This is a genomic window from Streptomyces rishiriensis, assembly GCF_030815485.1.
GTDB lineage: Bacteria > Actinomycetota > Actinomycetes > Streptomycetales > Streptomycetaceae > Streptomyces > Streptomyces rishiriensis_A.
Map to the genome: position 1 here is coordinate 1,427,895 of NZ_JAUSWV010000002.1, position 23,038 is coordinate 1,450,932.

Annotated in this window: 25 protein-coding genes and 1 pseudogene; 10 read left to right on the plus strand and 16 right to left on the minus strand. The window is 72.2% G+C overall.

The window, feature by feature from the left end; translation table 11 throughout:
• Positions 1 to 71 precede the first annotated feature (71 nt).
• On the plus strand, positions 72 to 1,643 hold the full coding sequence (gene lnt / locus QF030_RS08740; protein WP_307162090.1) for an apolipoprotein N-acyltransferase: 1,572 nt from the start codon (positions 72 to 74) through the stop codon (positions 1,641 to 1,643).
• On the opposite strand, the gene QF030_RS08745 is transcribed toward lnt, so the two are convergent.
• Positions 1,561 to 2,472, minus strand: coding sequence for a Gfo/Idh/MocA family protein (locus QF030_RS08745; protein WP_307162091.1), 912 nt, complete (start codon positions 2,470 to 2,472; stop codon positions 1,561 to 1,563). The genes lnt and QF030_RS08745 overlap by 83 nt on opposite strands.
• A 218-nt stretch (positions 2,473 to 2,690) precedes the next feature.
• Here QF030_RS08745 and QF030_RS08750 point away from each other — a divergent pair, with 218 nt between their 5' ends.
• Positions 2,691 to 3,203 (plus strand): DinB family protein, encoded by a 513-nt coding sequence (locus tag QF030_RS08750; RefSeq protein WP_307162092.1) that lies wholly within the window; start codon positions 2,691 to 2,693, stop codon positions 3,201 to 3,203.
• A 264-nt stretch (positions 3,204 to 3,467) separates the two neighbouring features.
• Positions 3,468 to 3,809, plus strand: coding sequence for a hypothetical protein (locus tag QF030_RS08755; protein ID WP_307162093.1), 342 nt, complete (start codon positions 3,468 to 3,470; stop codon positions 3,807 to 3,809).
• A 45-nt stretch (positions 3,810 to 3,854) separates the two neighbouring features.
• On the opposite strand, the gene QF030_RS08760 is transcribed toward QF030_RS08755, so the two are convergent.
• The 7 genes from QF030_RS08760 to QF030_RS08790 form a co-directional block, all read right to left on the minus strand.
• Entirely contained in the window at positions 3,855 to 4,349 is a 495-nt protein-coding gene (locus QF030_RS08760; RefSeq protein WP_307162094.1) for a hypothetical protein, read from the minus strand.
• Between the two features lie 149 nt (positions 4,350 to 4,498).
• A complete protein-coding gene (gene ung, locus QF030_RS08765) occupies positions 4,499 to 5,191 on the minus strand; it encodes a uracil-DNA glycosylase (protein ID WP_307162095.1) in 693 nt (230 codons plus the stop codon).
• 91 nt (positions 5,192 to 5,282) lie between these two features.
• A complete protein-coding gene (locus QF030_RS08770; RefSeq protein ID WP_307162096.1) occupies positions 5,283 to 6,866 on the minus strand; it encodes an ABC transporter substrate-binding protein in 1,584 nt (527 codons plus the stop codon).
• 208 nt (positions 6,867 to 7,074) lie between these two features.
• Positions 7,075 to 7,836 carry an SDR family oxidoreductase gene (locus QF030_RS08775; protein ID WP_307162097.1) on the minus strand — a complete coding sequence of 254 codons (762 nt, stop codon included), beginning with the start codon at positions 7,834 to 7,836 and terminating at the stop codon, positions 7,075 to 7,077.
• Positions 7,837 to 7,867: 31 nt separating this feature from the next.
• Positions 7,868 to 8,629, minus strand: a complete 762-nt coding sequence (gene fabG, locus QF030_RS08780) for a 3-oxoacyl-ACP reductase FabG (RefSeq protein ID WP_307162098.1) — start codon at positions 8,627 to 8,629, stop codon at positions 7,868 to 7,870.
• Between the two features lie 132 nt (positions 8,630 to 8,761).
• Positions 8,762 to 9,178, minus strand: coding sequence for a DUF3037 domain-containing protein (locus tag QF030_RS08785; RefSeq protein WP_307162099.1), 417 nt, complete (start codon positions 9,176 to 9,178; stop codon positions 8,762 to 8,764).
• The gene (locus QF030_RS08790) at positions 9,175 to 9,930 is read right to left on the minus strand and encodes a HipA family kinase (protein WP_307162100.1); all 756 of its coding nucleotides are present in this window, start codon (positions 9,928 to 9,930) and stop codon (positions 9,175 to 9,177) included. The genes QF030_RS08785 and QF030_RS08790 overlap by 4 nt, the downstream gene beginning before the upstream one ends.
• A 189-nt stretch (positions 9,931 to 10,119) precedes the next feature.
• Between QF030_RS08790 and QF030_RS08795 the strand changes: the two genes are divergently transcribed.
• Positions 10,120 to 10,623, plus strand: a complete 504-nt coding sequence (locus QF030_RS08795) for a Rieske (2Fe-2S) protein (protein ID WP_307162101.1) — start codon at positions 10,120 to 10,122, stop codon at positions 10,621 to 10,623.
• Here the strand turns inward: QF030_RS08795 and QF030_RS08800 are convergent.
• Positions 10,610 to 11,257 carry a cysteine hydrolase gene (locus tag QF030_RS08800; RefSeq protein ID WP_307162102.1) on the minus strand — a complete coding sequence of 216 codons (648 nt, stop codon included), beginning with the start codon at positions 11,255 to 11,257 and terminating at the stop codon, positions 10,610 to 10,612. The genes QF030_RS08795 and QF030_RS08800 overlap by 14 nt on opposite strands.
• Positions 11,258 to 11,388: 131 nt before the next feature.
• Between QF030_RS08800 and QF030_RS08805 the strand changes: the two genes are divergently transcribed.
• Complete coding sequence (locus tag QF030_RS08805) at positions 11,389 to 11,856, plus strand: pyridoxamine 5'-phosphate oxidase family protein (RefSeq protein ID WP_307162103.1); 468 nt, start codon at positions 11,389 to 11,391, stop codon at positions 11,854 to 11,856.
• A gap of 24 nt (positions 11,857 to 11,880) precedes the next feature.
• Here QF030_RS08805 and QF030_RS08810 read toward each other — a convergent pair whose 3' ends face one another.
• Positions 11,881 to 12,783 carry a LysR family transcriptional regulator gene (locus tag QF030_RS08810; RefSeq protein ID WP_307162104.1) on the minus strand — a complete coding sequence of 301 codons (903 nt, stop codon included), beginning with the start codon at positions 12,781 to 12,783 and terminating at the stop codon, positions 11,881 to 11,883.
• Positions 12,784 to 12,857: 74 nt separating this feature from the next.
• Here QF030_RS08810 and QF030_RS08815 point away from each other — a divergent pair, with 74 nt between their 5' ends.
• Complete coding sequence (locus QF030_RS08815; RefSeq protein ID WP_307162105.1) at positions 12,858 to 13,790, plus strand: DMT family transporter; 933 nt, start codon at positions 12,858 to 12,860, stop codon at positions 13,788 to 13,790.
• Positions 13,791 to 14,132: 342 nt separating this feature from the next.
• Here QF030_RS08815 and QF030_RS08820 read toward each other — a convergent pair whose 3' ends face one another.
• Complete coding sequence (locus QF030_RS08820) at positions 14,133 to 15,464, minus strand: aminotransferase class I/II-fold pyridoxal phosphate-dependent enzyme (RefSeq protein ID WP_307162106.1); 1,332 nt, start codon at positions 15,462 to 15,464, stop codon at positions 14,133 to 14,135.
• 35 nt (positions 15,465 to 15,499) lie between these two features.
• Between QF030_RS08820 and QF030_RS08825 the strand changes: the two genes are divergently transcribed.
• On the plus strand, positions 15,500 to 16,183 hold the full coding sequence (locus tag QF030_RS08825) for a pyridoxamine 5'-phosphate oxidase family protein (RefSeq protein WP_307162107.1): 684 nt from the start codon (positions 15,500 to 15,502) through the stop codon (positions 16,181 to 16,183).
• Positions 16,183 to 16,816, plus strand: a pseudogene (locus QF030_RS08830) (FMN-binding negative transcriptional regulator). The gene QF030_RS08825 and the pseudogene QF030_RS08830 overlap by 1 nt, the downstream one beginning before the upstream one ends.
• 78 nt (positions 16,817 to 16,894) lie before the next feature.
• Here QF030_RS08830 and QF030_RS08835 read toward each other — a convergent pair.
• The 3 genes from QF030_RS08835 to QF030_RS08845 form a co-directional block, all read right to left on the minus strand.
• Positions 16,895 to 17,857, minus strand: coding sequence for a DMT family transporter (locus QF030_RS08835; RefSeq protein ID WP_307162108.1), 963 nt, complete (start codon positions 17,855 to 17,857; stop codon positions 16,895 to 16,897).
• A gap of 178 nt (positions 17,858 to 18,035) precedes the next feature.
• Positions 18,036 to 19,040 carry an EamA family transporter gene (locus QF030_RS08840; RefSeq protein WP_307162109.1) on the minus strand — a complete coding sequence of 335 codons (1,005 nt, stop codon included), beginning with the start codon at positions 19,038 to 19,040 and terminating at the stop codon, positions 18,036 to 18,038.
• A gap of 121 nt (positions 19,041 to 19,161) precedes the next feature.
• Positions 19,162 to 19,722, minus strand: coding sequence for a Clp protease N-terminal domain-containing protein (locus tag QF030_RS08845; protein ID WP_307162110.1), 561 nt, complete (start codon positions 19,720 to 19,722; stop codon positions 19,162 to 19,164).
• Positions 19,723 to 20,022: 300 nt separating this feature from the next.
• Here QF030_RS08845 and QF030_RS08850 point away from each other — a divergent pair, with 300 nt between their 5' ends.
• Positions 20,023 to 20,451, plus strand: a complete 429-nt coding sequence (locus tag QF030_RS08850; RefSeq protein ID WP_307162111.1) for a type II toxin-antitoxin system Rv0910 family toxin — start codon at positions 20,023 to 20,025, stop codon at positions 20,449 to 20,451.
• 80 nt (positions 20,452 to 20,531) lie between these two features.
• Here QF030_RS08850 and QF030_RS08855 read toward each other — a convergent pair whose 3' ends face one another.
• Positions 20,532 to 21,152 carry a PadR family transcriptional regulator gene (locus QF030_RS08855; RefSeq protein ID WP_307162112.1) on the minus strand — a complete coding sequence of 207 codons (621 nt, stop codon included), beginning with the start codon at positions 21,150 to 21,152 and terminating at the stop codon, positions 20,532 to 20,534.
• 130 nt (positions 21,153 to 21,282) lie between these two features.
• Between QF030_RS08855 and QF030_RS08860 the strand changes: the two genes are divergently transcribed.
• Entirely contained in the window at positions 21,283 to 22,086 is an 804-nt protein-coding gene (locus QF030_RS08860; protein ID WP_307162113.1) for an SDR family NAD(P)-dependent oxidoreductase, read from the plus strand.
• 110 nt (positions 22,087 to 22,196) lie between these two features.
• Here QF030_RS08860 and QF030_RS08865 read toward each other — a convergent pair whose 3' ends face one another.
• The gene (locus QF030_RS08865) at positions 22,197 to 23,036 is read right to left on the minus strand and encodes a class II glutamine amidotransferase (RefSeq protein WP_307162114.1); all 840 of its coding nucleotides are present in this window, start codon (positions 23,034 to 23,036) and stop codon (positions 22,197 to 22,199) included.
• Between the last annotated feature and the right edge of the window lie 2 nt (positions 23,037 to 23,038).

Below are 23,038 nucleotides of genomic sequence, written 5' to 3' on the forward strand. Positions count from 1 at the left end.
TCGCGCGCCCTGTCGGAGATCGTCCGGGGCGCGCACACTGAAGGCACCCCGAGCGGGTAGGGAGGTGCCGTATGAAGACGTTCGGACACTGGCTCACCTCCCCCTGGCGGCGTACGGCCGTCGCGGCCGTCGCGGGCACGCTGCCCGTGCTCGCGTTCCCGGCACCGGCCCTGTGGTGGTGGGCCTATCTCGCGCTCGTCCCCTGGATGCTGCTCGTCCGCTCCGCGCCGACGGGGCGGCGGGCCGCGTTCGACGGATGGAGCGGCGGGTTCGGTTTCATGGTGGCGATGCACCATTGGCTGCTGCCGAGCCTGCATGTGTTCACCCTGGTCATCGCCGCCCTGCTGGGCGCGCTGTGGGCCCCGTGGGCCTGGCTGGTCCGCCGGTTTCTCGCCACGGACGTGATCCCCTCCCGCGCGCGGGTGTTCGCCGCGCTGCTGGTGCTGCCCTCCGGCTGGCTGGCGATCGAACTCGTTCGCTCCTGGCAGGGGCTCGGCGGGCCGTGGGGCATGCTCGGGGCGAGTCAGTGGCAGGTGGAGCCCGCGCTGCGGCTCGCCTCCGTGGGCGGGGTGTGGCTGCTCAGCTTCCTGGTGGTGGCGGTCAACGTGTCGGCCACCGTCCTGGTCTCCGTTCCGGCGTCCCGGGCCCCGGCCGTCGCCGGTCTCGTCGCCACCGCCGCCACGGCCTCGGCCGCGTGGATGTGGGCGCCGCGCCCGGACGCCGGCGGACAGACCCGGATCGCCGTCGTGCAGCCGGGGGTGATCGACGGCCCCGACAGCCGCTTCGACCGCGAGGAACAGCTGACCCGGCGACTGGTCGGGCAGGACGTGGATCTGATCGTCTGGGGCGAGAGCAGCGTCGGCTACGACCTCGACGACCGGCCCGACCTGGCCCGCCGCCTGGCGGAGTTGTCCCGCGTCACCGGCGCCGACATCCTCGTCAACGTCGACGCCCGCCGCTCCGACCGGCCCGGCATCTACAAGAGCTCGATGCTCATCGGGCCCGAGGGCCCGACGGGCGACCGGTACGACAAGATGCGGCTGGTGCCGTTCGGCGAGTACATACCCGCCCGTTCCGTGCTCGGCTGGGTCACCTCCGTCGGCAAGGCGGCCGGCGAGGACCGGCGGCGCGGCAACGAGCAGGTCGTCGTGGACGCCGGGCACGGGCTGCGGATCGGTCCGATGGTGTGCTTCGAGACGGCGTTTCCCGACATGAGCCGGCACCTGGCGGACGACGGCGCGGACGTGCTGGTCGCGCAGTCGTCGACCTCCTCCTTCCAGCGGAGCTGGGCGCCCGCGCAGCACGCCTCGCTCGGCGCGCTGCGCGCCGCGGAGACCGGGCGGCCGTTCGTCCACTCCACCCTCACCGGCGTCTCGGCCGTGTACGACGCGAGTGGCCGACGGGTCGGCTCGTGGCTCGGCACGCAGGCGAGCACGACGGCCGTCTACGACGTCCCGCTCGCCGATGGCGTCACCCCGTACGTCCGCTACGGCGACTGGCCGGTCCACGGCGCCCTGCTGGTGCTGCTGGCCCTCGCGCTCACGGAGGGGGCACGGACGGTCAGGCTGCGGCGGACCGTTCCCGCACCGCTCGGACCACTCGTTCGCACAACTCGTGAGTCGCCAGCGCGTCCCGGGCGCTGAGCACCTTGCCCGCGCGCACGGCGTCCAGGAAGGCGAGCACCGCCTGCTCGATGCCGCGCTGCCGAGCCACCGGCACCCAGTCGCCGCGCCGCCGCACGGTCGGCTGACCCTTGTGATCGATCACCTCGGCGAGGTTGACGACCTGGCGCTTGGTGTCCTGGCCGGACACCTCGAGGATCTCCTCGTTGGAACCGCTGAGCCGGTTCATCACACCGAGCGCGGTGAAGCCGGGCCCGGCGAGCTGGAGGACGACGTGGTGCAGCAGGCCGTTCTCGGCACGGGCGCGCACGGTGACGTCGTCGACCGGGCCCGGCGCCAGGAAGCGCAGTGTGTCGACGACGTGGATGAAGTCGTCGAGGATCATGGTGCGCGGTTCCTCGGGCAGGCCGACCCGGTTCTTCTGCATGAGGATCAGCTCGCGCGGATGGTCGGCGCACTGCGCGTAGCCGGGCGCGAGGCGCCGGTTGAAGCCGACGGCGAGGGAGACGTTCCGCGCCTCCGCGAGCGTGACGAGCCGCTCGGAATCGGCGAACTCGTAGGCGAGGGGCTTGTCCACGTATGTCGGCACGCCCGCCTCCAGCAGCCGGGAGACGATCTCGGGGTGGGCGGCGGTGGGCGCGTGCACGAAAGCGGCGTCGAGGCCGGCGGCGAGGAGCGCGTCGAGGTCGCGGTGGCGCTGCTCCCGCGGCAGGCGCAGGCCGTCGGCGACCCGGTCCAGGGTGGCCGGCGTGCGGGTCTGGAGGTGGAGCTCGACTCCGGGCAGCGCGCCGAGCACGGGCAGATAAGCCTTCTGCGCGATGTCGCCGAGTCCGATGCAGCCGACCTTCACGGGCGCTCCCTCGCTACCTGTCCTACCGCCTGGACTACCGTCTACGGCAGCATACGGGGCCCCTCCGGGGCCGCCGCCCGCCGGTCCGCGATGTGCCTGGACGCCCGGCCGGGGTGGGGCGGGCAGGCCCCGGCGAGGGTCGCCCGAGGACGTGCCCGGCGTCCTGCGCGAGGGAAAACCCGTGGTGGCGGAGGGCGGCTCGAAGACACCATGCGAGTATGACGACGCAACGCACCGGGCCCGCCCAGAACGCCGACGAACGCGCCATGCTGGAAGGACGCCTGGACTACCACCGCCAGACCCTGGCGTGGAAGTGCGAGGGGCTCACCGACGCCCAGTTGCGCACCGCCTCGGTGCAGCCTTCCGGGCTGTCCCTGATGGGGCTCGTGCGGCACATGGCGGAGGTGGAGCGCAGTTGGTTCCGCAGGGTTCTGGTGGGCGACGGCGCGGGGCCGATCTACTACACGGAACAGGATCCGGACGGCGAGTTCCGTCTCACCGAGCGCGACACCTGGGCGGAGGCCTTCGCCACCTGGCAGTCCGAGATCGAGGTCGCCCGGCGGTACGCGGCGGGTTTCGCCCTGGCCGAACTCTCGCGCGGTCGGAGCAGATTCACCGACGAGCCGTTCAGCCTGCGCTGGATCTACACCCACATGATCGAGGAGTACGCCCGTCACAACGGCCACGCCGATCTGATCCGGGAGCGCATCGACGGTTCGACCGGCGAGTGACGTCAGCGCGGGGGGACCGGCTCCCTCGTACGGGGTAGGAGATCACCCGTGCGGGGCAACCTCCGCTGCTCCGCTGTTGCTCGGGCGGGCGGAGCCGCCAGAGTTGCGCGGGTGCAGCGAACGACGACGACTACCGCAACGCTCCTGGTCACCGTGGCCGTCTCGGCCCTGACGGGGTGCCTGAACGTCCAGCGCCCGGCCGTGCCGGGGCCCGCTCCGGCACCGTCCCAGCCGTCCGTGCCGCGGCCGGAGGGAGGAGCCGAGGTGCAGGTCGTGCAGGCGCCGGCCCGTGAGGCGCTGGAGATGGTCGGGCCGTCCCGGAAGCCGGAACCGGACGCACCCGCGTCGCCGGCCCAGCGGCGGCGGACAACGGGGGCGGCGGCGGGGGCCGGTGGCTCCGGACCGCCGCCCTCGTCCCGTACCCCGCCGCACAGCCGGCCGGCGCAGCCGGAGGCCCGGCGGCGCGCGCTGCCGCGGGTGGAGCTCCCGGACCTGGAGGAGGAGGTGCGCGGGAACACCGACGTGTGCGCGCTCGGCAGGAGGTACGGCGGATGGCAGGGCGACAGCCCGGAGGCATCGATCTGCGAGCAGGCCTACGGGCGTTGAGGGGTCAGGGGGCGTGGACCTCGGGGGACGACCGCCCCGCCGGTCTCACCACTCCCACTCGCCGCGCCCCTCCCACTCCCCTTCGTCCTCGTCCTCGCCCAGTCTCCGTTCCATCCGGCCGATCGCGGCCCGTACGCCGTCCCCGTAGCTGTCGTCCCTGAGTGCCACGGCCGCCGTCCGGGCCCTGCGTACGTGGGTACGGGCGGCCTCGGCGCGGCCGAGTTTGACGTAGTCCGCCGCCAGGTTGAGGTGCAGCGACGGGTAGAGCGCGCGCACCTCGGCCGAGCCGTCGTGCTCCTGCGCCGCCGTGAGCGCCCTCAGGTCCCACGCCAGCTCGTCCGAGGGGTCGTCGTGGGTGTCGGCCAGGTAGTGGGCGAGGGTGCAGCGGTGCAGCGGCGCGCCGCCCTCGCCGAGTTCCGTCCACAGGTCGAGCAGGCGGCGCCTGGCCTCCTCGCGGTCTCCCCCGTGGTGCAGCATCACGACCTGCCCGATCCGCGTCAGCAGGGCGTCCGACACCGTCTGCCCCTGTCGCTCCGCCACCTCGGCCTCCTTGCGTCGTTGCGACGACGCTAGCCGCAGCCCTGCGCAATCCCGGTCAGGCGGCACCGTGCCGGTGCGCGGAGGAACCGGCCCGGCGGCAGCCGGCGGGGCGAGGTCCCCTGCGGGCAGGACGGTCGGGCGGAGTCGGATCAGGCCTGGTCGGCCAGGTTCGGGATCGTCCAGTCGATCGGCTCGTGGCCCTGCTGTGCCACCGCCTCGTTGATCTGCGTGAACGGCCGGGAACCGAAGAACTTCTTCGCCGACAGCGGCGAGGGGTGGGCGCCCTTGACCACGATGTGCCGGGTCTCGTCGATGAGCGGGAGCTTCTTCTGCGCGTAGTTGCCCCACAGGACGAAGACGGCCGGGTCGGGCCGGTCGGCCACCGCGCGGATCACCGCGTCCGTGAACTTCTCCCAGCCCTTGCCCTTGTGCGAGTTCGCCTCGCCGGAGCGCACCGTGAGGACCGCGTTGAGCAGCAGGACGCCCTGCCGCGCCCACGGCATCAGGTAGCCGTTGTCCGGAATCGGCGCGTCCAGCTCCGCGTGCAGTTCCTTGTAGATGTTCCGCAGGGACGGCGGGATCTTCACTCCGGGCCGCACCGAGAAGCACAGGCCGTGCCCCTGCCCCTCGCCGTGGTACGGGTCCTGGCCCAGGACGAGCACCTTCACCCGCTCGTACGGCGTCGCGTCGAGCGCGGCGAAGACCTCCTCGCGCGGGGGGTAGACGGGACCCGCCGCGCGCTCCCCCTCGACGAACTCCGTCAGCTCCTTGAAGTAGGGCTGCTGGAGCTCGTCGCCCAGAACCCCGCGCCAGGACTCGGGCAGCATGGCGATGTCGGTCACGTCAACGTCCTCGGGTCGTGCGGTCACTTGCAGAGCACAGAACCTACAGGCGACCACTGACAACCGGCCTTGCGGGCCGGTCGCCGACCACCTACCAGCTGGTCTTCCGCGTCAGCTCCCACACCATCATGATCGTCGAGGGGTCCAGGGACCGCTCGCCGCCGGAGACGTCCTCGGACGAGGCCAGGTACTGCTTGCCCTGCCACAGCGGGAGCAGCCGGGCGTCGTCGACGAGGATCTGCTGGGCCTCCTCGAAGTCCTTCACGACGTTGGCGCGGTCGCTCTCCCCGCGGGAGCGGGGCAGCAGCACCTGCGTGATCTCCTTCGCCGGGTACGGCGTGCCGAGCGCGTTCTGATCACCGACGAAGGGGGCGATGAAGTTGTCGGCGTCGGGGAAGTCCGGGGCCCAGCCGCGGCCGAACACGGGGTACTCGCCCTTCTGGTATCCCACGACGTAGGTGTTCCAGGGACGGCTCTTGAGCGTGACCGAGAACAGACCCGAGGCGTCGAGCTGCCTCTTGATCTCCTTGAACTCCAGAGCGGTGTCGGAGCCGTAGCGGTCGGTGGTGTACCAGAGCGTGAGCGGGACGGTCTCGGTGATCCCCGCCTCGGTGAGGATCTTGCGGGCCTTGCCCTTGTCCGGGTCGCCGAAGGAGTCGAAGAAGCCGGTGGTGTGGCCGGTCAGGCCGGACGGGACCATGGAGTACAGCGGCTCGACGGTGTCCTTGTAGACCTCGTGCGCGATCGCGGCCCGGTCCACGATCTGGGCCACGGCCCGGCGCACGGCGACCTTCTCGGACCACGGGTCCTTGGGGTTGAACACCAGGTAGTTGATGTTGCTGCCGGCGCCCTCGATGAGCTGGAGGCCCTCGTTGGCGGCGTTCTTGCCGTCCAGGTCGACGATGTCGTCGGCGGCGAGACCCTGGTAGGTGATGTCGATGTCCTTGGCGCGCAGGGCCTTGACCATCTCGCCGGAGTCCTGGAAGTAGCGGATGGTCACCGCGTCGTTCTTGCGGTCGGCGAAGCCCTTGTAGTTGTCGTTCCGTACGAGTACGGCCTGCTTGCCCTGTTCATAGGACTGGAGCCGGTACGGGCCGGAGCCGACGATGCCGTCCGACTTGCGCAGGGCCTTCGCGGAGTAGTCGTCGGGGTCGACGAGGGACATGCCCGGGGTGGCCAGCACGAACGGGAAGGTGGCGTCGGGCTTGTTGAGCCGGAAGAGGACCACCCGGTCGCCCTTCGTCTCGACGCTGTCGAGGCTGCCCAGGAGTCCGTTGGGGCCGGTCTCGGCGTTGATCGTCCTGATCCGGTCGATCGAGTGCTTCACGGCGTTCGCGTCCAGCTTGTCGCCGTTGGAGAACTTGAGACCGTCGCGGAGTTCGCACTTGTACGTACGGTTCGAATCGTCCGTGAAGTCACAGGACTCGGCGGCGTCCGGCTGGGGACTCGTCGCTCCGTTGGGGTAGCTCAGCAACGTTTGGTAGATGTTGCGGAACAACTCCCACGAGCCGTCCCAGGCGGCGGCGGGGTCGAGCGTGCTGGGAGCACTGGTGGTGCCCACGACGATCGGTCCGGCGTCGTCGGAGCTCTCCTCTCCCAGGAGGCTGCATCCGGCCACCAGGGATATGGACACGATCGCCGCCATCTGCTGCAAGGATCGGTTCCGGTTGAACACGCGCACGCTCCTCGATCTGCCATGCCAAGGGTTGGCAGACCATACCGCAGCCTCACGCGCCGTGAACCCGCGCCCTTGAAGCATTCTTGATCACTTCATGGTGACTACGTTGTCATCGCCCCGCGTGACGCCCGAACGACGACACGGGCGCCGTTTCCGTCAGGAAACGACGCCCGCGCGCGGGTGTCGGGTTCAGGCCGAGCCGTGATCAGCCCACGCCGGCGTTGAGGAAGATCCCGCCGTCGACGACGAGCGTCTGGCCGGTGATCCAGTCCGACTGTTCCGAGGTCAGGAACGCGGCGGTACCGCCGATGTCGGAGGGCACGCCGAGCCGGGCGAGCGGGTAGGCGGCGGCCGCCTCCTCCTCGCGGCCCTCGTACAGCGCCTGGGCGAACTTCGTCTTCACCACGGCCGGGGCGATCGCGTTGACCCGCACACGCGGCGCGAACTCGTGCGCCAGCTGCTGGGTCAGGTTGATCATCGCGGCCTTGCTGACGCCGTACGCGCCGATGAACGGCGAGGCGGAGAGTCCCGCGACGGAGGCGATGTTGACGATCGCGCCGCCGTTGTCCTTCTGCCAGGCGTGCCAGGTCCGCTGCGCGAAGCCGAGCGCGGAGACCACGTTGGTCTCGAAGACCTTGCGGGCCACGTCCAGGTCGAGGTCGGCGATCGGCCCGAACACCGGGTTCGTACCGGCGTTGTTCACGAGGAAGTCGACGCGGCCGAAGGCCTCCATGGTGCGCTCGACGGCGGCGGCCTGGTGCGCCGGGTCGTGCGCCTTGCCGGCGACGCCGATGACCCGGTCGGCGCCGAGCTGCTCGACGGCCTCCTTGAGCGCGTCCTCGCCGCGGCCGGTGATGCAGACCCGGTCGCCGCGGGCGACGAGTGCCTCGGCGACGCCGTAGCCGATGCCGCGGCTGGCGCCCGTGACGAGGGCGACCTTGCCGGAGAGTGCGGGCAGTTCAGTCATGTTCGTGATCCCCAGTGCTCCCTAGTGGCCTTTAGTCGAGCGGTCCGCCGGCGACGTACAGCACCTGGCCGGAGACGAAGCCGGCGGCCTCGTTCGTGAAGAAGGCGATCGCGTTGGCGATGTCGTCGGGCTCGCCGACGCGCGCGACCGGGATCTGGGTGGCGGCCGCGGCCTTGAACTCCTCGAAGCCCATGCCGACGCGGGCCGCGGTCGCGGCGGTCATGTCGGTGGCGATGAAGCCGGGGGCGACGGCGTTGGCGGTGATGCCGAACTTGCCGAGCTCGATGGCGAGGGTCTTGGTGAAGCCCTGGAGACCGGCCTTGGCGGCGGAGTAGTTGGCCTGGCCGCGGTTGCCGAGCGCCGAGGAGGAGGACAGGTTGACGACCCGGCCGAAGCCCGCGTCGACCATGTGCTTCTGAACGGCCTTGGTCATCAGGAAGGAGCCGCGCAGGTGCACGTTGAGCACGGTGTCCCAGTCCGAGGCGCTCATCTTGAACAGCAGGTTGTCGCGGAGCACGCCCGCGTTGTTGACGAGGATCGTCGGCGCGCCCAGCTCCGCGACGACCCGTGCGATCGCCGCCTCGACCTGGGCCTCGTCGGAGACGTCGGCGCCGACCGCGACGGCCTTGCCGCCCGCCGCGGTGATCTTCTCGACGGTGTCCTTGCAGGCGGCCTCGTCGAGGTCGACGACCGCGACCGCACGGCCTTCCGCGGCCAGCCGTACGGCGGTGGCGGCTCCGATGCCGCGCGCCGCGCCCGTGACCACGGCGACCCGCTGCTCAGTGGTGGACATTGCTGGTTCTCCTCGCCCTTGAGAAAATCTGGATGCGCCCGAGTGGTGAGCGACCGCTTAGTACCTTCGGCAGACGTGACGCTAGAAGCCCTGGCACCCGGTGTCAACGCCACACGGCGCGGGTGTGATCCATTACCTCACCAGCAGTTCCAGCAGCCGCGCCGTCTCGGCGGCGGGATCGGTGGTGAGCCCCGTGTGGACGGGGCCCGGCTGGACGATGGTCGAGCGGGGCGCGATCAGCCAGCGAAAGCGCCGTCCGGCGTCGTCGTGCGCCGCCTGACCGGCCGAGGCGCCGCCCGCGCACACACCCTCGACCGCCCGCAGCGCGGCGCGCACCCCGTTCACGTCCGCGTCCGGATCCAGCGCCAGCAGCTTCGCCTCGTCGAGGTGGGTGCGGGCACCGACGTAGTCCTGGCCGCGGCAGTACACCAGCACGCCCGCGTTGACGCACTCGCCGCGTTCGACGCGCGGTACGACCCGCAGCAGGGCGTACTCGAAGACGTCCCGGTCGCCGCCCTGGCCCGGCCGGGTGATGTGGCGCTCGTTCACTTGGTCCCCTTGATGCGGTCGTGGATGACGGCGGCACGGGCGAGCAGAGGGGCCGCGTAGGCCCGCCGGAGCGCGTCCGGGGTGTCGAAGCCGGGCTCGTCCGCCAGCCAGACGTCGGGGATCTCGGCGGTGACCTCGGCGAGGAGGTCGGCGGTGATCAGCGGCGCCAGCTCCGCCGCCGCTGCCGCGACGTCCGGTCGGAACGGGGTCAGAGCGTGGTCGGAGGCGTCGTAGGGGCGGGCCGCGGAGGTCTCGGCGGTGGGCCAGTTGTGCTGCCAGATCATGGTGGCGCCGTGATCGACGATCCACAGGTCGCCGCGGTGGACCAGCAGGTTGGGGTTGCGCCAGGAGCGGTCGACGTTGTTCACGAGCGCGTCGAACCAGACGATCCGGCCGGCCTCCCCGGAGCTCACCGGGAAGGCGAGCGGATCGAAGCCGAGGGCGCCGGAGAGGAAGTCCATGCCGAGGTTGGTGCCGCCGCTGGACTTCAGCAACTCCTGTACCTGCTGGTCGGGTTCGCCGAGTCCCAGCACGATGTCGAGCTCCACGGTCACCAGCCGGGGCACCCGGAAGCCGAGCCTGCGGGCGAGCTCGCCGCAGACCACCTCGGCGACGAGCGTCTTGCGGCCCTGCCCTGCGCCGGTGAACTTCATGACGTACAGACCGAAGTCGTCGGCCTCGACGAGTCCCGGCAGGGAGCCGCCCTCACGCAGGGGTGTGACGAAGCGGGTCGCGGTGACTTCCTTGAGCATCGCCCCAGGCTACTGGGCCTGGCACGATGCGTGGCCGACAGCTGCGCGACAGCTCTGGCTTACGCCGCACTCATCTCTGACGGGTCAGTATCTCGACACCGTCCGGACTTGGCGGGGTGCTGAACGACCGGCGCCCGCGGCTCGTACCTCTCGGCAGATCCACGCATCCCCTGGAAGGGAACCCTCAGCATGACCAGCGCATCGATCAAGTCCGCGTCGGGGCCCGCCCGCCGTGCCGTCGTGGCAGCCGCCGGAGCCGCGGGGCTCTCCGTCGCGCTGACCGCGTGCGGAGGCTCCGACGACGACTCGTCGAGCTCGTCCGCCTCGGCCGGCACGTCGGGTTCCACCGGGTCCGGCGACGCCGCGAGCACCGGCGGCACGGGCGGCGGGGACAACGCCGCGGCCGGCGCCGCGCTCACCACGACCGCCGACATACCCGAGGGCGGTGGCAAGGTGTTCGACGCCGAGAAGGTGGTGGTCACCCAGCCGACGGCGGGCACCTACAAGGCGTTCTCCGCCGTCTGCACCCACCAGGGCTGCGCGGTGAAGAGCATCAGCGACGGCGTCATCAACTGCCCCTGTCACAACAGCAACTTCTCGATCACGGACGGCAGCGTGAAGAGCGGCCCCGCGCAGAAGCCGCTGCCCGAGGTGCCGATCACCGTCAGCGGCGACTCGATCACACTGGCCTGACGGCCGGACGCCGGAGGCAGGCCAGCACCTCGTCGGTGGTCACGACCGTGGCGACCAGGGCGAGGGTGTGGCGGATCATCGCGGGGGTGTAGTCGGTCGGCACCCCGGCGATGGCGTCCGACGGCACGACGGCCGTGTAGCCCCGGTTGACGGCGTCGAAGACGGTGTTCGGGATCGCCACGTTGGCCGAGACGCCGGTCACCACCAGGGTGCGGCAGCCCAGGTTGCGCAGCAGGGCGTCGACGTCGGTGCCCTGCACCGGCGACAGCCCGTGCAGCCGCCGTACCACGAGGTCCTGCTCGGCCACCTCGATCGGAGGCGCCGGGCGGGTCGCGTCGGTGCCGGCGAGCTGCTGGACGGGCAGGCGCTCGGCCGCGCGGAACAACCGGGCGTTGCGGTTGGCGCCCCGGCCGTCGGGGCGGCGCTCGGCGACGGCGTGCACGACCTGGACGCGGCTCGCGTGGGCCGCCGCGACCAGCCGGGCGACGTTGGCGAGGGCCCCCGACTCCCGTGCCGCGCGGGCGAGCTGGGGCAGCGCGGCATCCGGTCCGACGACGCCCTGCTGGCACTCCACCGTGATCAGGACGGTGCTCGCCGGGTCGAGGAGGGCGCTGAGCTGTTCGTACGACGGCATGACTCCTCCTGGCGTCGGTGTGCGGCGGGCGACAGTAACCGCCATTGCGCGCAGAAGGAAGAACACCCATGCTTTCCTGACGGGATTTCAGGAGAGCGGCACGTACACACAAGAGAAGAATGAGGGGCCGGATGACCGTCACACAGCGCCGGGGCCGGAAGATCATGATGTCGCCGGGTGAACTGGACGCGTTTCTCACCCTCCAGCGCACCTGCCGGGTCGCGACCGTGTCCACCGACGGCGCCCCGCACGTCAGCGCCCTGTGGTTTCTCTGGGACGGCACCGCGTTGTGGCTGTACTCCGTCGTGCGCAGCAAGCGCTGGGCGGACCTGAAGCGCGATCCCCGGGTCGCGATCGTGATCGACACGGGCGAGGAGTACGACGCGCTGCGGGGCGTGGAGCTGTCCGGCGTGGTGGAGTTCGTGGGCGAGAGCCCGCGCACCGGTGAGCTGTGTGCCGAACTCGACGCCGTGGAGACGCGCTTCGCGCGCAAGAACTTCGGCCTGGACGCGATGCCGCACGACGGCCGGCACGCGTGGGTGCGGCTGAAGCCGTCGAAGATCGTGTCCTGGGACTTCCGCAAGCTGGGCGGCTCGTAGGGCGGTTCCGTCCGATCGGCCGGGTCAGCCCACAGCTTTCCCCGCGGCCTTGAGCGCCGCGACCGCCGCCCGGATCGACGGGCGGCGGTCGGCGTCCGCCCGCCAGAGCACGTACACGTGCCGGCGCACCCGCTGCCGCAGGGGAACCGTCACGACGCCCTCGGGCACCGGGTGACGTCCGAGCAGCGGCGCGATGCACACGCCCAGTCCGGCGGCCACCAGACCGAGCTGGGTGTGCGTCTCGGCCGCCCGGTGCCCGACGATCGGCTCGACGCCCCGTGAGCGCAGCGTGAACATCAGCCACTCGTGACAGAACTCGCCCTCGCCCCAGGTGATCCACTCGTCCTCGGGGAACTCCGCCAGGTCCACCTCGTCCCGGTCCGCGAGGGGGTGCCCGGCGGGCATCGCGACATCGGCGGGATCGTCCAGGATGGGCGCCTTGACCAGTCCGTCCGGCACCGGCATCGGCTTGTTGTACCAGTCCAGGACGACGGCGAGGTCGAGGTCGCCGCGGACCACGCCCGCGACCCCGCGCTCGGGTTCCAGCTCGCACGAGCGCAGGCGCAGCCCCGGGTGCGCCTTGCGCAGCTCGGCGAGCGCGACGGGAAACAGTCCGCGTGCCGCGGTCGGGAACGCGGAGAGCCGCAGCTCCCCCACCACCTGTCCGCGCTGGGCCTCCAGATCGGACTGCGCGAGCTCGACCTGCGACAGGATCCGGGAGGCGTGGTCGGCGAGCAGCCGTCCCGCGTCCGTGAGCCGCACTCCTCGCCCCTGCTTGGCGAGGAGCCGCTGGCCGACCTCCCGCTCCAGCTTGGCCATCTGCTGCGAGACGGCCGAGGTGGTGATGTGCAGCCCCAGTGCGGCGCCGCTGACCGACCCGTGCCGGGCCAGCGCGTCGAGGGTGCGCAGACGCTCCAGGTTCAACATGTAAGCGATGCTACGAGGTATCGCTCGAATATTCTCGGTTGTGTGAGGAGACGGCGTCCAGCAGCATGACGCTCATGACTGCTGTCACCGCCCCCGCCCGGACCTCCCCGCACGTCCCCGCACGCCCCCGTCGCGCCCTCGACTGGCGGCTGCGTTTCGGCGTGCTGTCGCTGATCTGGGGCTTCAGCTTCCTGCTCATCAAGGTGGGCACCGACGGCTACGCGCCCTTCCAGGTCACCCTGGGCAGGCTGCTGTTCGGTACGGCGGTCCTCGCGGTCGCGATGGTGGTGAAGCGCGAGCGGCTGCCGCGCGGGGCCCGCACCTGGGCGCATCTGACGGTGGCGGCGTTCCTTCTCAACGCGCTGCCCTTCTCCCTGTTCGCCTACGCGGAGCTGACGATCCCCTCCACCCTGGCCGGGATCTGCAACGCGACCTCGCCCCTGTGGGGGATGGCCCTGTCCCTGGTGGCGCTGTCGGAGGACCGGCCGACCCGGCTGCGCGTCGCGGGCCTGGGTCTCGGCTTCCTGGGCGTCCTGACGGTCCTCGGCGCCTGGCAGGGCTTCCACGGCCTGGACGCCCGGGGGACCGCCCTGGCCCTGTTCGCCTCGCTCAGCTACCCGATCGGCTGGATCTACCTCCGCCGCACCCTGGCGAACACCGGCTCCTCGGCCCTGTCGATGACCGGCGGGCAGCTGTTGCTCGCCACAGCCCAACTGGCCGTGGTCACCCCGCTGTTCACCACCTTCCCGAGCCGTTTCCCGCTGGTCCCGCTGCTGGCGACGGCGGCCCTGGGCGCGCTCGGCACGGGTCTCGCCCTGCTGATCCAGTACGGCCTGGTCACGGAGGTCGGCCCCACGACGGCTCAGATGGTCACCTACTTCATCCCCGTCATCGCGACGGCGGCCGGCGTCGCGATCCTCGGCGAGCCGCTGAGCTGGTCGACTCCGGTGGGCGCGGCGATCGTCCTGGCGGGAGCGGCGCTCACCCAGGCGCGGGCCAGGTCCTGAGCAGGGCGCTGGGTACCCGGCACCCCTGGGGCACGGGGCACGCGAAGCCGGGGGGCCCGGAGGCGCGCCGCCCGTAGCGCTCGGCCAGGCCCGTGACGCGCGCCGCACGGGTGCGGTCGGCGACGTCCGGTCGGTGACGTCCGGTCGGTGACGTCCTCCCCCACAAGCGCTCCGGATCGACCACGGCTGAGCTGACACGGGGTGAAGCCGTTCACGACGACGCGGCGCGGAACGCCGTCCGCCGGCGACTGCCGGTACGCGAGGGAAGCCGCGCCGCCGGGGCGTGCGCACCCACGGCGGGACGGCGCCCGGCGGCACCGCCGCGCACGGCGCCTCCGCGTCCTAGACGTAGCCGCGCGCGCCACCCACCCGCACCGCGGAAGCGACCGCGTCGGCCAGCGGGCCGACCTCCTCCCGGCCCAGCGTCGACACGGTGATCCGGATCCCCGGCGGCGCCTCGATCCGGAACCGCGCCCCGGGCGCGACGGCCCACCCCGCCTGGAGCAACCGGGCGACGGCCCCCGTCTCGTCCGGCACGGGGATCCACACGTTCATCCCGCTGCGACCGCGCGCCTCGACGCCCCGCTGGGCCAGCGCCGTGATCAGCGCACCCCTCCGGCTTCCGTACGCCTCGGCCACGGCCCGCGCGTCCACCGCCCCGTCGGTCCACAGCCGCAGCACCGCCCGCTGGGTGATCCGGCTGACCCACCCGGGACCGAGCCGCTGCCGCCCGCGCACCCGGTCGAGGGTCACCTCGTCCCCGGTGAGCACGGCGAACCGCAGGTCGGGACCGTACGCCTTGGCCACCGAGCGGACGAAGGCCCAGTGCCGGGTGACGCCCGCGAGGGGGTGCAGCGGGAGGTCGACGATCCCGTGACCGTGGTCGTCCTCGACGAGGAGGGTCCCCGGGTGCGCCCTGAGCACCGCACGCAGGGCACGCGCGCGTGCGGCACCGACCGCCGCGCCGGTCGGGTTCTGCGCCCGGTCGGTGACGATCAGGGCGCGCGCGCCGGCCTCCAGGGCGCGGCGCACCTGGTCGGGGAGCGGGCCGTCGTCGTCGACGCCGACCGGGACCGCGCGCAGCCCGAGCGCCGGGACCAGGTCGAGCAGGGAGCCCCAGCCGGGATCCTCGACGGCCACGGTGTCACCCGGCCGCACGTGCGCGGCGAGGACGCGTTCGATCGCGTCCAGCGAACCGGAGGCGACGGCCACCGGTCCGGCCGGCACACCGTCCGCGTCCAGTTCCGCGCGCGCCCTGCGGCCCAGTTCGGGCTCCAGCGGATCGTGCCCGTACAGGACCGGCTCCCGGTCGCCCTGCGCGGCGGCCCAGGCGAACGCCGGCGCCAGCGGTGGCAGCAGCGCGGTGTCCGGGTTGCCCGCGGCCGCGTCCCGCACGCCCTCCGGTACCTCGACCCGGAGGAACTCGCGCCCGGTCGTGGCGGGCTTCGACCGCACCCGGCTGCCCCGCCGGCCGTCGGTCTCGATCACGCCGCGCTCCCGCAGGGTGCGGTACGCGGCCGCGACGGTGTTCGGATTGACCCCCAGCGCGGACGCCAACTCCCGCATGGGGGGCAGCAGTTGCCCCGGCCCCAGCTCACCCGCGGCCACCGCCGCCTCGACGCTCGCGGAAATCTCCGCCGCACGCCGGCCTTTGATCGGATATTCTCCTAGCACAAAGCCTATTATGCACTAGTGCAATGGAGAACGCCATGCAGGGGACACCGGAGACGACGGCACGGACCGCCGCCTACACCCCGACCGACCGTACGATCCCCACCCGGTCCGCTCAGAAGGCCTCGTACGACAGGGAGTTCGTGCACGCGATACTCGACGAGGGCTACGTCTGCCACCTCGGTTTCGTGCGTGACGGCGCACCGGTCGTGCTGCCGACCCTGTACGGCAGGGTCGGCGAGACGCTCTACGTGCACGGCTCCACGGGTTCGCGTCCGCTGCGGATGACGGGAGAGGCGGACCCGGGGCTGCCGGTGTGTCTGACGGTGACCCATGTCGACGGCCTGGTGCTGGCCCGTTCGGCCTTCCACCACTCGATCAACTACCGCTCGGTCGTGGTGCACGGCATCGCGTACGACGTCACGGACCCGCAGGAGAAGCTCAGCGCGCTCGACGCCCTCGTCGACCATGTCGTCCCTGGCCGGGCCGCCGACTCGCGCCCGGCCAACAAGAAGGAACTGGCGGCGACCGCGGTGATCCGCCTCGACCTGAACGAGGTCTCGGCCAAGACCCGCACCGGCGGCGTGAACGACGAACCGGAGGACCTCGGCCTCCCGCACTGGGCCGGCGTGCTCCCGTTGCGCAAGGGCTACGGCGCGCCGCTGCCGGAGGCCGACCTCGCCCCCGGCACCGAACTCCCCGACTACCTCGCGGTGCCGTGATGCTCATCCACCCCTGGGACGCTCCCCACGACGACGCCGAATGGCGCGACTGGCTGTCGGGCCACGACTTCGGCCAGCTCGCGGTCAACGGCCCGGCGGGCGAGCCGCCGTTCGTCCAGCCCCTGCACTTCGCCTACGACCCCGGCGCGGGCGAGGCCGTGACCCACCTGGCCCGCCCCAACCCGCTGTGGCCCGCCCTGGAAGCGGACCCGACGGTGATCCTGAGCGTGGTCGACGACTACGTGTTCGTACCCGGCCCGTGGCAGGCGCCGCCGCGGTGCCCCCGCCGAGCACGGCACCCCGACGAGCTTCTACGCGGCGGTCCAACTCCGCTGCACGGCACACATCGTGGACGATCCCACCGCCAAGGCCGAGCTGCTGGAACGCCAGTTGGGTCACTTCCAGCCGGAGGGCGGCTCCGCCCGGCCCACGGTCGGCGAGGCGCCGTACGGCCGTCTGCTGTCCGGCATCCGTGGCGTCCGCCTCGAAGTGACCGGCGTACGCGCGAAGTTCAAGTACGCGGCCCACCGGCCGAGCGAGACCCAGGACCGTATCGCCGCCGGGCTGGCCGCCCGCGGCGGCCCACGCGACGCGGCGGCCGGCGAGCACCTGGAGCGGCGACGGCGGGCATGACCGTGCGAGGTGACGTAGGGGACGGCGCGCGAGGTGCGGCGCGGCGCGAAAACCGGCTCCGCGCCCGCCCGCGGCCCGTCAGGCCGGTGCCGGGGTGGCCCGTGACTCCGCGAACGCCAGGCCGGTGACCGAGCCCAGCATCAGCAGGGTGCCCGCCAAGGTCGTCACCGTGAGACGTTCGCCGAGGACGGCGACGGCCAGCACCGCCGCGCTCACCGGTTCGAGGAGCATGATCACGGAAACGGTGGCGGAACGCACGACGGCCGCGCCCGCGAAGTAGAGGGCGTAGGCGAGGGCCGTGGGCACCGCCGCGATGTACACCAGCAGCGCCAGCACCCGGGCCGGTTCCGCACTGTGCGGCAACAGCCCCTCCGCCAGGGCGAACGGCAGCAGACACAGAGCGGCCACCGTGAACGCCCCCACGGTGGTGGCGGAGGCGTCCGCGCCGCCGTCACGGCCCCAGCGCCTGGTGAGCAGGGTCATCGCGCTGTACCCGGTGGCGGACACCAGGGCCAGGAGCACACCCCCGAGGTGCACGGCCGGGCCTGTGCCGCCCGCGAAGAGCACCCCCAGCCCGGCGAGCGCCCCGGCGACGGCGAGCGCTCCGCCGCGGCCGAGCCGCTCACCCAGGGTCAACCGGGCGCCGAGCGCGATGAGGACGGGCCCCGCGCCGAGGGTGACGACCGTGGCCACTGCCAGTCCGGTGGCGTCGACGGCCATGAAGTACGCCGTCTGGAAGACCGCGAGCCACAGGCCCGTGACCACGGTGCGCGGGAGCCCGCGACGCGACGGCTCCGGGGTGAGCGAGGCCGGCGGAGCGTTCCCGGCGCGGGACCGCAGCAGCGGGCGCGCGGCGAGCAGCAGGACCAGCCCGGCCGCGCCGCGCCAGAACGACAGGGCGAACGCGCCCAGGTCGCTGGTCCGGTAGATCAGGGAGGCGGCGGCACCGGCCGTGCCCCAGGCGGCTCCGGCGACGATCAGATACAGCAGGGCCCGCCCGACGGGCAGGGACACGGAATCCGGACGACTGAAGAAGGACATGCGTTCTCTCCGCACGGAAGTTCGGGAAGAGACCACCGCGTGGGCAGCGGTCCTCGGACTTCTTCTGCGGGCAGCACCGTCGAGCCCGGCAGCGCGTGCCGGGCATGCTTGACCGGAGGGCCCGCCTCAGGCGGCCGGGGGCGGGAGAACGCGTGCGTCCGAAGGCATGATCGCCACCCTAGGCGGCCGTTCCGCGGGCCGACAACTCCCTTTCGGGACCGCCGCCGGCCACCGGCTCCGGGGCGCCCTTGGCCGGTGCGGACGACTGGGCGATGAACGCGCCCAGGAGGACCACCGCCCCGCCCACGATCTGCGGCGGCGACAGGTGCTCGCCGAGCAGCACCCAGGCCAGCACCGTCGCGATGACCGCCTCCAGACAGGCCACCACCCCCGCGACCTGGGGAGAGAGCCGGCGCACGGAGACCACGCCGGTGATGTACGCGACCACCGTCGCGATGAGCACGATCCAGCCGAGCAGCGCCCAGGCGGGGACCGCGGCGCCGTTCATCCCTGCGGTGTGCGCGAGCACCGACCAGTCCATGCCCCAGGGACGGGAGACGGCGGTCAGGACGACGGCGCCCACGAGAAGGCCGTACGCGATGACGCCGAGCGGATCGGGGAGGTCCTCCCCGGAGTCGCTGCCCTGGTCGGACAGGACGAAGTAGCCGACCTGACAGCAGGCGGCCGCGAGCGCGAGGAGCAGTCCCAGGACGTCGAAACTCAGCCCCGCCCAGATCTCGACGACACAGGCGAGGCCGCCCACCGCGAGGACCACGCCGAGCGCGGCGGCGCGTGTCACGGGCCGCCGCTGCACGAACCGGACCCAGCCGAGCACCAGGGCGGGCGCGAGGTACTCGACCAGCAGCGCCACGCCGACCGGGATACGGGAGATCGCGGCGAAGTAGAACGCCTGCACTCCCGCCACGCCGAGCAGGCCGAACCCGGCGAGCAGCGCCGGACGGGTCCGCAGCAGGGCGCGGTGCCGTACGGCGAGCGGCAGCATCACCAGGGCCGCGCCGGTCACCCGCAGCCACACCACGTGCAGCGGATCGAGGCCCGCCTCGATCAGCGGCTTGGCCGCGACCCCGGATCCGCCGAAGGCGATGGCCGACCCGATCGCCAGACCGAGCCCGATGCCCCTTCCGCGCTTGCCCTCACTGCTCACAGACGTATGCACGGCCACATGATGACAGGCGATGACATGACCGTCACCCCCGTTGACACCTGTCTCATCGACTGGACGGCACCGCTCGGCGACGCGCGGAACTGCCGGGCGGCATGCACCGGAGCCGATCGCCGGGCGCTCAGCAGGCGTCTTCGGCGCCTTCGGGGTGGGCCTCGCGCTCGCGCGGGCCGTCCTCGATGCGTGCGCGCAGTTCGTGGACGTCGACGGCGGCCCGGGTCAGCACCTCGACGGCCCTCGCCCGCGGGTCCGCGACGATCGCCGCGAGCAGGTCGACACCCCGGGCCGGCACTCCGTCCCGCCGGGCGGCCCGTACGCATGCGTTCTCCAGGGCGGCCGCGGCCAGCGGGGAGAATCCCTCGACGACCGTGACGGCGGACAGGGTCCCCGAGTCCTCGACGCCGGTCTGCCAGCGCAGGCCGTAGCCGATGCTGCGCTGGACGAGGTAGCCGAGCAGCCGGGCGAGCCGGGGTCCGCCGTCGAAGGCGGCGCGCACCTGAGGATCCTGCTCCAGGAGCGCGTGCAGCAGATGGGCCGTATCGACCTGCCGGTCCCCGTCCCGCACCGCCCTTCGGCGGGCGGCGGAGAGCGCCGCCGCGGGCTCGGCGGCGAGCCTGGGGTCGTCGTCCGTGCAGTGCGCCACCGGGTTCTGGGGCGACCGCCGGAAAGTACGGGATTGCACAACCCCACCCCATCAGTCCCGGCCGGGTGCGGTCATCCCCGGCGGGGAGCATCTTCGCGTCCCACACGGAGCGGACGCCGGCCGTCGGAATCTCCTCCCTACGGATGAGATCAGGCCCGCCCCCTCCGGGACGCGTGTCATCCTGCCGCACGCCCCCCGTTGACGGGCCGAACCCGACCCCCGTGCGTCGACACGCTCCTCCACATTTCCTGACGGTTCGTCAGTATTGAATGTTCGAGGCCCTGGAGCTACGTTCCGCGACACCGCAGCCCGAGTTGCCCGACACGAAGAGGTGGTCGCATGGCCGAAGTCAGCGCGGAGGCACGCATCCAGGCACCGGCCGAGAAGGTGTGGGCACAGCTCACCGACTGGCCGGCGTACGGGGAGTGGAACGCGACCCACACCAATTTCCCCAAGGGCGGCCCCGAGACCCTCGCAGTGGGCGCGACCTTCCAGGAGAACATGAAGCTCATGGGCTTCCCGGCCGAGGTCGAGTGGACCGTGGCGGAGCTGGAGCCGGCCCGGTTGCTCGTCATCCGCGGAAAGGGTCCGATGGCGGTGTCCGTCGCCACCCGCTACACGCTGACACCCGACGGCGACGCGACGACGGTCCGCATCGACGGCGAGTTCACGGGCGCGGCCGTGTCGCTGATGGCGGGCCGGCTCAAGGACTCCGGCACGGCCGCACTGACCGAGTCGCTGCGCAAGCTGGGCGGACTGGTCGCCTGACGGGGCGGGGCGGGGCGCACGGCGCGCGAAGGCGCCCCGCGGACGGCTCCACGGGGCGCCTCGAGATCGTCGTACGGCGATCAGTCCTCGTCGGCGAGAATCAGGTACAGCTTCTTGCGGGCGTCGTTGATGACCGTGAGCGCCTTCTCGCGCTGCTCCTTGCTGCCGGTCTTCCAGACCTGCCCGAAGGCCTCCATCAGACCGAAGCCGGCCTGGCGGATCTCACTGAGAGCCTCCCAGTCGACCCCGCGCGAGGCCTCCTCCCAGGGGGCCTCCGGGCCCTCCTCGGCGGCCGTGCGGCCTTCGTCGGTGAGCGAGAACAGCTTCTTGCCGCCATCGCTCTCGCTGCTGATCAGACCCTCGTCCTCCAGCAGCTGGAGGGTGGGGTACACCGAGCCCGGGCTGGGCTTCCACGCCCCGCCACTGCGCTCGGCGATCTCCTGGATCATCTCGTAGCCGTGCATGGCCCGGTCCTTCAGGAGGGCCAGGATCGAGGCCCGTACGTCACCGCGCCGTGCCCTCCCCCTGGGTCCGCCACGCCCTCGTCCGCCCCAGGGGCCGCCGAAGCCCGGCCCGAAGCCGGGACCGCCGGGGCCGCCCGGACCGAAGGGTCCGAAAGCCGCCCGCCGTCCGTCGAAGCCGCCGCGGCCACGCCGGGGGTCGTCCTGTCCATGTCCACGCTCGAATCCGTGGGTACGCATCGCAAACCACTCCTTCATTCCATCGTTGATCTGTCGCGATGCGTCAACGATATATCGGAAGAGTTTCGTTGGCAAGGCTCAGCCACCGTCGGGGAATCCTCGGGGCGCGGACGCCGTCTAGGGTGCGGACATGACATCCCGCAGCCCTGCGCACGGCACCCCGGACACCTATCTCTCCGAACTGTTCTCGCTGGCCGGCCGGGTCGCCGTGGTGACCGGCGGCAGTTCGGGCATCGGCCGGGCCATCGCGGGCGCCCTCGCCCGGGCGGGGGCGGGCGTGGTGATCGTGGCGCGCAAGGAGGCGGAGCTTGCCGCCACGGTCGACGAGCTGACGGCGGACGGTTGCCGGGCGGCCTGGGTGAGCGCCGACCTGAGCACCCGCGCCGGGGTGCGCGCCGCCGCGGAGCAGGCGGCCGAGGTGTACGGCGAGCCCGACATCCTCGTCAACTGCGCGGGCATCAATCTCCGCCCGCCGATGGGCGAGCTGGGCGAGGAGGTGTGGGACGCCACGATGGCGGTGAACCTGGAGGCGCCCTATCTGCTGGGACTGCGGTTCGGGCCCGGCATGGCCGAGCGCGGCTTCGGCCGGATCATCCACATCAGCTCCCAGCAAGCCCACCGCGCGTTCGTGCAAAGTGGCGCCTACGGCGTCTCCAAGGGAGCCCTGGAGTCGCTGGCCCGCTCGCAGGCCGAGGCCTGGTCGCCGTACGGCGTCACCTGCAACACGCTGGTGCCCGGGTTCGTCCTGACCCCGCTCAACGCGCGGTTGCAGTCCGACCCGGAGAAGGTGGCGGAACTGGCCGCGCGCACGATGGTCGGGCGCAACGGCCTCGCCGAGGACTTCGCCGGAGCCGCCGTGTTCCTCGCCGGCCGCTCCTCCGGCTATGTGACCGGACAGGCGCTCTTCGTCGACGGCGGCTTCTCCGTGCACTGACTTCTCCGTGCGCTGACGCCAGGAAAGGCCCACGCGCCCACGTCCGTCCGCGGCTCCCGCCGCTGTGCGGTACCGGCTCCGGTACCGCACAGCGGCGGGAGCCGCGCGCGCTAAGCCGCCTGCGGGAGGAACGGCACGATCTCGTCCCCGCCGGGCTGCACCACGCCGTACGTGTTCTCGGGGACCTTGTTCCAGGCGCCGGGCAGGTCGCCCAGGGGCTCGGAGACGATGAGACGGGTCTCGTCGGAAACCTCGCGCAGAAACGCCATGTCGGGGTGGAGCGAGCGGAGCGTCTCCACCCGGGTGCTGTAGAACAGCGACCGCGAGGCTCCCTGGCTGGAGTAGCGGAAGGCCCACAGGCGGGTTCCGTCGGTCACGGCGACCGTCATCTGGACCGGGAACTCCACCCCGTGCTCGTGGCCGACGCGTTCCACCAGGCCGACCATCCGCGCGACGGCGCCCGGCGGATCCTCCTCCAGGCCGAGGGTCAGGGCCAGGAAGAACATCATCTCGGAGTCCGTCGACCCCTCGATGTCGAGGAACAGCCGCGGGTCGACGGCGAGGGCGAGGTCCCGGCGCATCCGGTGGAAGTCGGCGATCGCGCCGTTGTGCATCCACATCCAGCGCCCGTGCCGGAACGGGTGGGAGTTGGTCTGCTGCACCGCCGTGCCGGTCGAGGCCCGGATGTGCGCGAAGAAGAGCGGCGAGCGCACATGACCGGCGATCTCCCGCAGATTGCGGTTGCTCCACGCCGGGCCGATCTCGCGGACGACCGCGGGTGTCCCGTCGTCTGCCTGGAGCCCGTACCAGCCGACGCCGAAGCCGTCACCGTTCGTCGTCTCCACGCCCATCCTGGAGTGCAGACTCTGGTCGATCAGCGAGTGCGCCGGCCGGTAGAGAATCGTTTCGAGCAGGACAGGGGTTCCCGAGTAGGCGAGCCAACGGCACATCG

Bases quoted from the DNA above. Each gene is read 5' to 3' on its own strand.
- fabG (WP_307162098.1), bottom strand. From the start codon at position 8,629: ATGTCCACCACTGAGCAGCGGGTCGCCGTGGTCACGGGCGCGGCGCGC.
- QF030_RS08805 (WP_307162103.1), top strand. From the start codon at position 11,389: ATGACCGTCACACAGCGCCGGGGCCGGAAGATCATGATGTCGCCGGGT.
- QF030_RS08850 (WP_307162111.1), top strand. From the start codon at position 20,023: ATGGCCGAAGTCAGCGCGGAGGCACGCATCCAGGCACCGGCCGAGAAG.
- QF030_RS08825 (WP_307162107.1), top strand. From the start codon at position 15,500: ATGCAGGGGACACCGGAGACGACGGCACGGACCGCCGCCTACACCCCG.
- QF030_RS08810 (WP_307162104.1), bottom strand. From the start codon at position 12,783: ATGTTGAACCTGGAGCGTCTGCGCACCCTCGACGCGCTGGCCCGGCAC.
- QF030_RS08750 (WP_307162092.1), top strand. From the start codon at position 2,691: ATGACGACGCAACGCACCGGGCCCGCCCAGAACGCCGACGAACGCGCC.
- QF030_RS08775 (WP_307162097.1), bottom strand. From the start codon at position 7,836: ATGACTGAACTGCCCGCACTCTCCGGCAAGGTCGCCCTCGTCACGGGC.
- QF030_RS08800 (WP_307162102.1), bottom strand. From the start codon at position 11,257: ATGCCGTCGTACGAACAGCTCAGCGCCCTCCTCGACCCGGCGAGCACC.
- lnt (WP_307162090.1), top strand. From the start codon at position 72: ATGAAGACGTTCGGACACTGGCTCACCTCCCCCTGGCGGCGTACGGCC.
- QF030_RS08815 (WP_307162105.1), top strand. From the start codon at position 12,858: ATGACTGCTGTCACCGCCCCCGCCCGGACCTCCCCGCACGTCCCCGCA.
- QF030_RS08795 (WP_307162101.1), top strand. From the start codon at position 10,120: ATGACCAGCGCATCGATCAAGTCCGCGTCGGGGCCCGCCCGCCGTGCC.
- QF030_RS08860 (WP_307162113.1), top strand. From the start codon at position 21,283: ATGACATCCCGCAGCCCTGCGCACGGCACCCCGGACACCTATCTCTCC.
- QF030_RS08855 (WP_307162112.1), bottom strand. From the start codon at position 21,152: ATGCGTACCCACGGATTCGAGCGTGGACATGGACAGGACGACCCCCGG.
- QF030_RS08865 (WP_307162114.1), bottom strand. From the start codon at position 23,036: ATGTGCCGTTGGCTCGCCTACTCGGGAACCCCTGTCCTGCTCGAAACG.
- QF030_RS08835 (WP_307162108.1), bottom strand. From the start codon at position 17,857: ATGTCCTTCTTCAGTCGTCCGGATTCCGTGTCCCTGCCCGTCGGGCGG.
- QF030_RS08790 (WP_307162100.1), bottom strand. From the start codon at position 9,930: ATGCTCAAGGAAGTCACCGCGACCCGCTTCGTCACACCCCTGCGTGAG.